At 70.3% G+C, this 4,893-nt stretch carries 4 protein-coding genes; 2 read left to right on the top strand and 2 right to left on the bottom strand.

The annotated features are described in order from the left end of the window. Window positions 1–228: 228 nt before the first annotated feature. Together ACFVIM_RS32905 and ACFVIM_RS32900 are read right to left on the bottom strand one after the other, a co-directional pair. The gene (locus ACFVIM_RS32905; protein ID WP_384309376.1) at window positions 229–1,125 is read right to left on the bottom strand and encodes an alpha/beta fold hydrolase; all 897 of its coding nucleotides are present in this window, start codon (window positions 1,123–1,125) and stop codon (window positions 229–231) included. A gap of 66 nt (window positions 1,126–1,191) precedes the next feature. Beyond that, entirely contained in the window at window positions 1,192–1,740 is a 549-nt protein-coding gene (locus ACFVIM_RS32900) for a CGNR zinc finger domain-containing protein (protein WP_384309373.1), read from the bottom strand. A 294-nt stretch (window positions 1,741–2,034) separates the two neighbouring features. Here ACFVIM_RS32900 and ACFVIM_RS32895 point away from each other — a divergent pair, with 294 nt between their 5' ends. Both ACFVIM_RS32895 and ACFVIM_RS32890 read left to right on the top strand, forming a co-directional pair. After that, window positions 2,035–3,282 (top strand): acyl-CoA dehydrogenase family protein, encoded by a 1,248-nt coding sequence (locus tag ACFVIM_RS32895; RefSeq protein WP_384309370.1) that lies wholly within the window; start codon window positions 2,035–2,037, stop codon window positions 3,280–3,282. A gap of 108 nt (window positions 3,283–3,390) precedes the next feature. Continuing rightward, on the top strand, window positions 3,391–4,869 hold the full coding sequence (locus ACFVIM_RS32890) for an MFS transporter (protein ID WP_384309367.1): 1,479 nt from the start codon (window positions 3,391–3,393) through the stop codon (window positions 4,867–4,869). Window positions 4,870–4,893 lie beyond the last annotated feature (24 nt).

Below are 4,893 nucleotides of genomic sequence, written 5' to 3'. Positions count from 1 at the left end.
CCGTGTCGGGCACGGGTGATGCCCCCAGGCGGGACCGGCGAGAGGGAACGACCGGCCACGGGGCCCGGCCGGGGACCCCCCGGTCGGCCCGTACCCAGCCCCGAGCGGAGACCCACTGGTCGGCCCGTACCCAGGCGCGGGCGGAGACCCGGTCAGCCCGCCCGCGCGCCGGGCGGAGACCCGCCGGTCAGCCGCGCCCGCACCCGAGCCCGGGCGGGGACCCGCCGGTCAGCCCACGCGCGCCGACGAGAGATCGACCGGCAGGGAGCGGCTCAGGAACTCCCCCACCAGCCCGGCGATCTCGGCGCCGTGGGTCTCCAGCGCGAAGTGTCCGGTGGGCAGCAGATGGATCTCCGCCTCGGGCAGATCGCGCCGGAACGCGCGGGCCCCCTCCGGCCCGAAGACCTCGTCATGGGCTCCCCAGACGGCGAGCAACGGGACCTGGCTGCGTCGGAAGTACGCGTGGAAGCGCGGATACGCCTCCAGGTTGGCGCCGTAGTCACGGATGATCCGGAGCTGGATCGCGGTGGCTCCCGGGCGCGCCAGCGCGGCCGAGTCGAGGTGCCAGGCGTCCGGATCCAGCAGGCTCTGGTCGGTCACCCCGTGGGTGTACTGCCACCGGATCGCGTCCGGGGCCATCGCCTGGAGCACCGCGGCCTCCGTGGTCGGGTTCTCGTCGGCGATGTAGTCGTGGACCGGGGCCCAGAACCCCGGCAGCAGGCCCTCCCGGTAGGCGTTGCCGTTCTGGGTGACGATCGCGGTGATCCGCTCGGGGTGGGCCGAGGCGATCCGCCAGCCGATGGGGGCGCCGTAGTCCTGCACGTAGAGCGCGAAGCGCGCCAGTCCCAGCCGTTCGGTGAACGCGTCCGTGACGGCGGCCAGGGTGTCGAAGGTGTAGTCGAACGCGTCGGGGGCGGGCCGCGCGGAGTGGCCGAAGCCGATGTGGTCCGGCGCGATGACCCGGTACGTCCCGGCCAGTCGGCCCATGAGGTCGCGGTACATGCGCGAGCTGGCCGGAAATCCATGCAGCAGGAGCAGCACCGGGGCGTCGGGCGCGCCGGCCTCGCGGTAGAAGACGTCGAGCCCGTGCACCTCGACGGTGTGGTGGCGGATGCGCGTGTCCATGGATACCCCTCCGGTGTGAGTGTTCCCTGTGGCGCGCCATCGGGCCGTCACTCCGCCGTCATGGGTTCAGACGCAGGTGTGCCGGTTCCGTGAGTAGTGCCGTGCCGCCTTGGCGCGGTTGCCGCACTCGGCCATGGAACACCAGCGGCGGGTGCCGTTGCGAGAGGTGTCCAGGAAGTACCGGATGCAGTCCGGCTGTGCGCAGACCCGGATCCGGTCGGGCGCCGTGGCCAGCAGCCGGAGGTAGTCACGGGCGGCGGTCCACGCGGGCCCCCAGGCAGGACGCGCGAACTCGGCCTCCTCACCCGGCCCTTGGGTGGTGAGGGTGAGCCTGACCCTGCCGTGCGCCAGGATGTCGCCGACCTGCCGGGCCGCGTCGGCGGAGCCGGGGTGGCCGATGGCGGCGGCCAGGGCGGTACGGGCGGCGCGGGCGGCCTCCAGGGCCTCGCGGTCGGCGCGGAAACGGTCGGCCATGTGATGGGTGGTCAGCCAGGCACGCAGACCGGCGGGCGAGTCCAGCAGGTCCTTCTGCCGTCCCTCCTCCTTCCAGAGGGTGTTCAGCAGGTCGAGGGCGAGGGGCTCGCCGACGAACGGCCGCGGGTCGAACTCAGTCATCGGTCATCCTTCATCCACTCCTCACTCATCAAGCATAAGTGAGTGGTTGCAGGGCCAATCGTATAACCGCTAACGTCCAATTAGCTGGTTAGCTTGTTCGGTGTGTGCGGATGTGCCAAATCGCGTGCGCGTTCACGCGAGAGACGAGAGTCCACCGTCCCTAGCGTGAGAGCGGCGCAGGACCGGACACCTTACGAATGCTCCGATTCCCGGGACGGACTACCTGATGCGTATGAGCGGGTGTTCTGTCATCGCGCCCCCACCAGACAAGCAGGCAAGCACAGGAGGGTTTCAATGACGGTTTCGGAAACTCTGCATACGGCCGTGGACGGTGCCCATTCTTCTCTTTCCGCGGACCTCTCCGGCACTCTCACCGCGGATCTCACCGCGGCCGAGATTCTGGCCCGGGCGCGGGCGGCCGCCCCACTGCTGCGGGCGCGCTCGGAGGAGATCGAGCGGACCCGGCGCCTTCCCGACGACATCGCCGCGCTGGTGCGCGACACCGGTGTCTTCCGGATCGGGATGACGAGGGCGTGGGGAGGGCCCGAACTCACCTTCGCCGAGCAGACGGAGGTGATCGAGGCGCTCTCCTACGGTGACTCCGCGGCCGGCTGGTGCGCCATGATCGGCATGGACACCTGGATCTACGCCCGCTATCTGGACGAGTCGGTGCTCCAGGAGATGCTGGTCAACCCGGACGCGATCACCGCGGGCCTGATCTTCCCGGTCGGCCGGGCCGATCGCGTGGCAGGGGGCTACCGGGTCAACGGACGCTGGCCGTTCGGAAGCGGGATCACCCATGCCGACTGGGTCGTCGGCGGATGCGTCGTCCACTCGGGCGGCGAGCCGGAGCCCGGCGTGGACGGCGCCCCGGTGAACTGGCGGCTCATCCTGGCCCACCGGGACGAGATCGAGCTGGTGGACACCTGGTACACCACCGGTCTCTCCGGCAGTGGGAGCACCGACTACCAGGCCACGGACCTGTTCATCCCCGAGGAGCGCTCGTTCGACTTCACCGCGCCACGCGGGGGTGGACCGCTCTCCGCGCCGGACGCCTTCCTGGCCAATGTGCCCGGGGTGCCGCTGGGCGTGGCCCGCGCCGCGCTGGACCATGTGCGGGAGCTGGCGGTCGACCGTATCGAGCGGAACACCGGCACCGCGTGGTCGGACAGCTATCGCGTCCAGACGGCCATAGGCCAGGCGGAGATGGAACTCGGCGCGGCCCGCTACGCGGTGTACGGCACCCTGCACGACCTCTGGAACCGTCTGGAGGCGGGGGTGGCACCGACACCGGAGCAGCAGATCTCCACCGCGCTGGCCCGGGTCAACGCCTTCCAGACGGCCCGTTCGGTGGTCCAGCGCCTCTCCGACCTCGTCGGAACGGCCTCGATCTACCGGACCTCTCCGCTCGACCGCTGGCTGCGCGATCTGCACACGATGTGCCAGCACATTCTCGCCCAGGAGCAGATCGTGCAGTCGGCCGGAGCTCATCTTCTCGGCGGAAAGCCTCAGGCGCCCTTCCCTCTTGGGCTCAAGGGATAACCCGGACACCGTTACGCGGTCGATGACACAGAGCGGACCTCCCGTTCATCGGCCGCGCCGCCGGTATCGGGCACTCATGACCGGCTATTGACAGGATGAGGACAGTTCATGGCAACTACCAGCGAAACAGAAGTCGGTACCGCGCCCAAGGGTGGAGGAAAGGCGGACGGAACAGGGTCCTGGGGCTTCCGGCAGTGGGGCCTGCTCATCAGCGTCTGCGCGGCCTTCTTCCTGGACGCCCTGGACAACATCATGGTCGGTATCGCGGTTCCGCCGATCCAGGCCGACCTCGGGATGAGCACCGGGTCCGTGCAGTGGGTCGTGAGCTCCTACGTCCTCGGCTTCGGCGGCTTCCTGCTGCTGGGCGGGCGCATGGCGGACCTGATCGGCCGCCGCCGCGTCTTCCTGGTGGGTGTGGCGATCTTCGCCGTCGGATCGCTCGCCGGCGGGGTGACCGACGAGGGCATCGTGGTGATCGCCGCCCGGTTCGTCATGGGTGTCGGGGCCGCGTTCACCGCCCCCGCCGGACTGTCCATCATCATCACCAACTTTCCCGAGGGCCCGCAGCGCAACCGCGCGGTGGGCATCTACACCGCCTGTGGCGCGGTCGGCTACTCCACCGGGGTCATCGTCGGTGGCGCGCTGACCGAGATCAGCTGGCGCTGGACCTTCCTGCTCCCGGTGGTCGTCGCGCTCGTCGCCTTCCTCGGCGCGGTGGCGCTGGTTCCGCGTGACTCCACGGCGGACCGGGGCGGGGCCACGTTCGACGTCGCCGGAGCCATCACGGTCACCGCCGCGATGCTGCTGCTGGTGTACAGCATCGTCGCGGCGCCCGAGGAGGGCTGGACCGCTCCCATCACCCTGGTCACCTTCCTCGCCGCGGTGGTCCTCCTCGCCGCCTTCGTGGCCATCGAGCGCCGGGCCGCCCAGCCCCTGCTCCGGCTGGGTCTGCTGCGCAACCGCGCCCTGGTGGGGGCCAGCCTGGTCGCCGCGGCGATCCTCGGCACCTATATGAGCTTCCAGTTCATCGGCGGCCTCTACCTCCAGTCGCTGCGCGACTGGTCGCCGATGGAGATGGCGCTGGCCTTCCTGCCGGTCGGTCTGCTGATCATGACGATCGCGCCCCAGGCCGGAAAGCTGATCGCCCGGTTCGGCGTGCACTGGATGATCTTCGCGGGGTTCGTCGCCTACACCGCGTCGTACCTGCTCTTCCTGCGGATCGACGAGTCGTCCTCGTACTGGTGGGTGATCCTGCCCAGCGTCGTGCTGATCGGCATCGCGTTCCCGTTCTCCTTCCCCGCCGCCAACGTCCAGGCGACGACCGGGGTGGCCGAGGAGGAACAGGGGCTGGCGGCCGGTGTGCTCCAGACGGGCTACCAGGTGGGCGCGGCCGTGGTGCTGGCCATCGTCACCGCCACGATGTCGGTCGGGCACCACGAGGTGGAGTCGGACGCCACCCTGTCCAGCTACCACTCCGGCCTCTGGGTCATCACCGGTATCTCCGTGGTGACCCTGCTGCTGACGCTCGTCGCGGCGGTGCGCGCCTCGGCACGGCGTCGGGAGGCGGGCACGACGGCCCAGCGCTGACGCCGGGCCCGTACCCGGGCCGAC

This window comes from Streptomyces sp. NPDC057638, from assembly GCF_042800315.1.
GTDB lineage: Bacteria > Actinomycetota > Actinomycetes > Streptomycetales > Streptomycetaceae > Streptomyces.
Note: the sequence above shows the minus strand (reverse complement) of the source record. Positions and strands in the feature narration are given on the sequence as shown.

Bases quoted from the DNA above. Each gene is read 5' to 3' on its own strand.
- ACFVIM_RS32895 (WP_384309370.1), top strand. From the start codon at position 2,035: ATGACGGTTTCGGAAACTCTGCATACGGCCGTGGACGGTGCCCATTCT.
- ACFVIM_RS32890 (WP_384309367.1), top strand. From the start codon at position 3,391: ATGGCAACTACCAGCGAAACAGAAGTCGGTACCGCGCCCAAGGGTGGA.
- ACFVIM_RS32900 (WP_384309373.1), bottom strand. From the start codon at position 1,740: ATGACTGAGTTCGACCCGCGGCCGTTCGTCGGCGAGCCCCTCGCCCTC.
- ACFVIM_RS32905 (WP_384309376.1), bottom strand. From the start codon at position 1,125: ATGGACACGCGCATCCGCCACCACACCGTCGAGGTGCACGGGCTCGAC.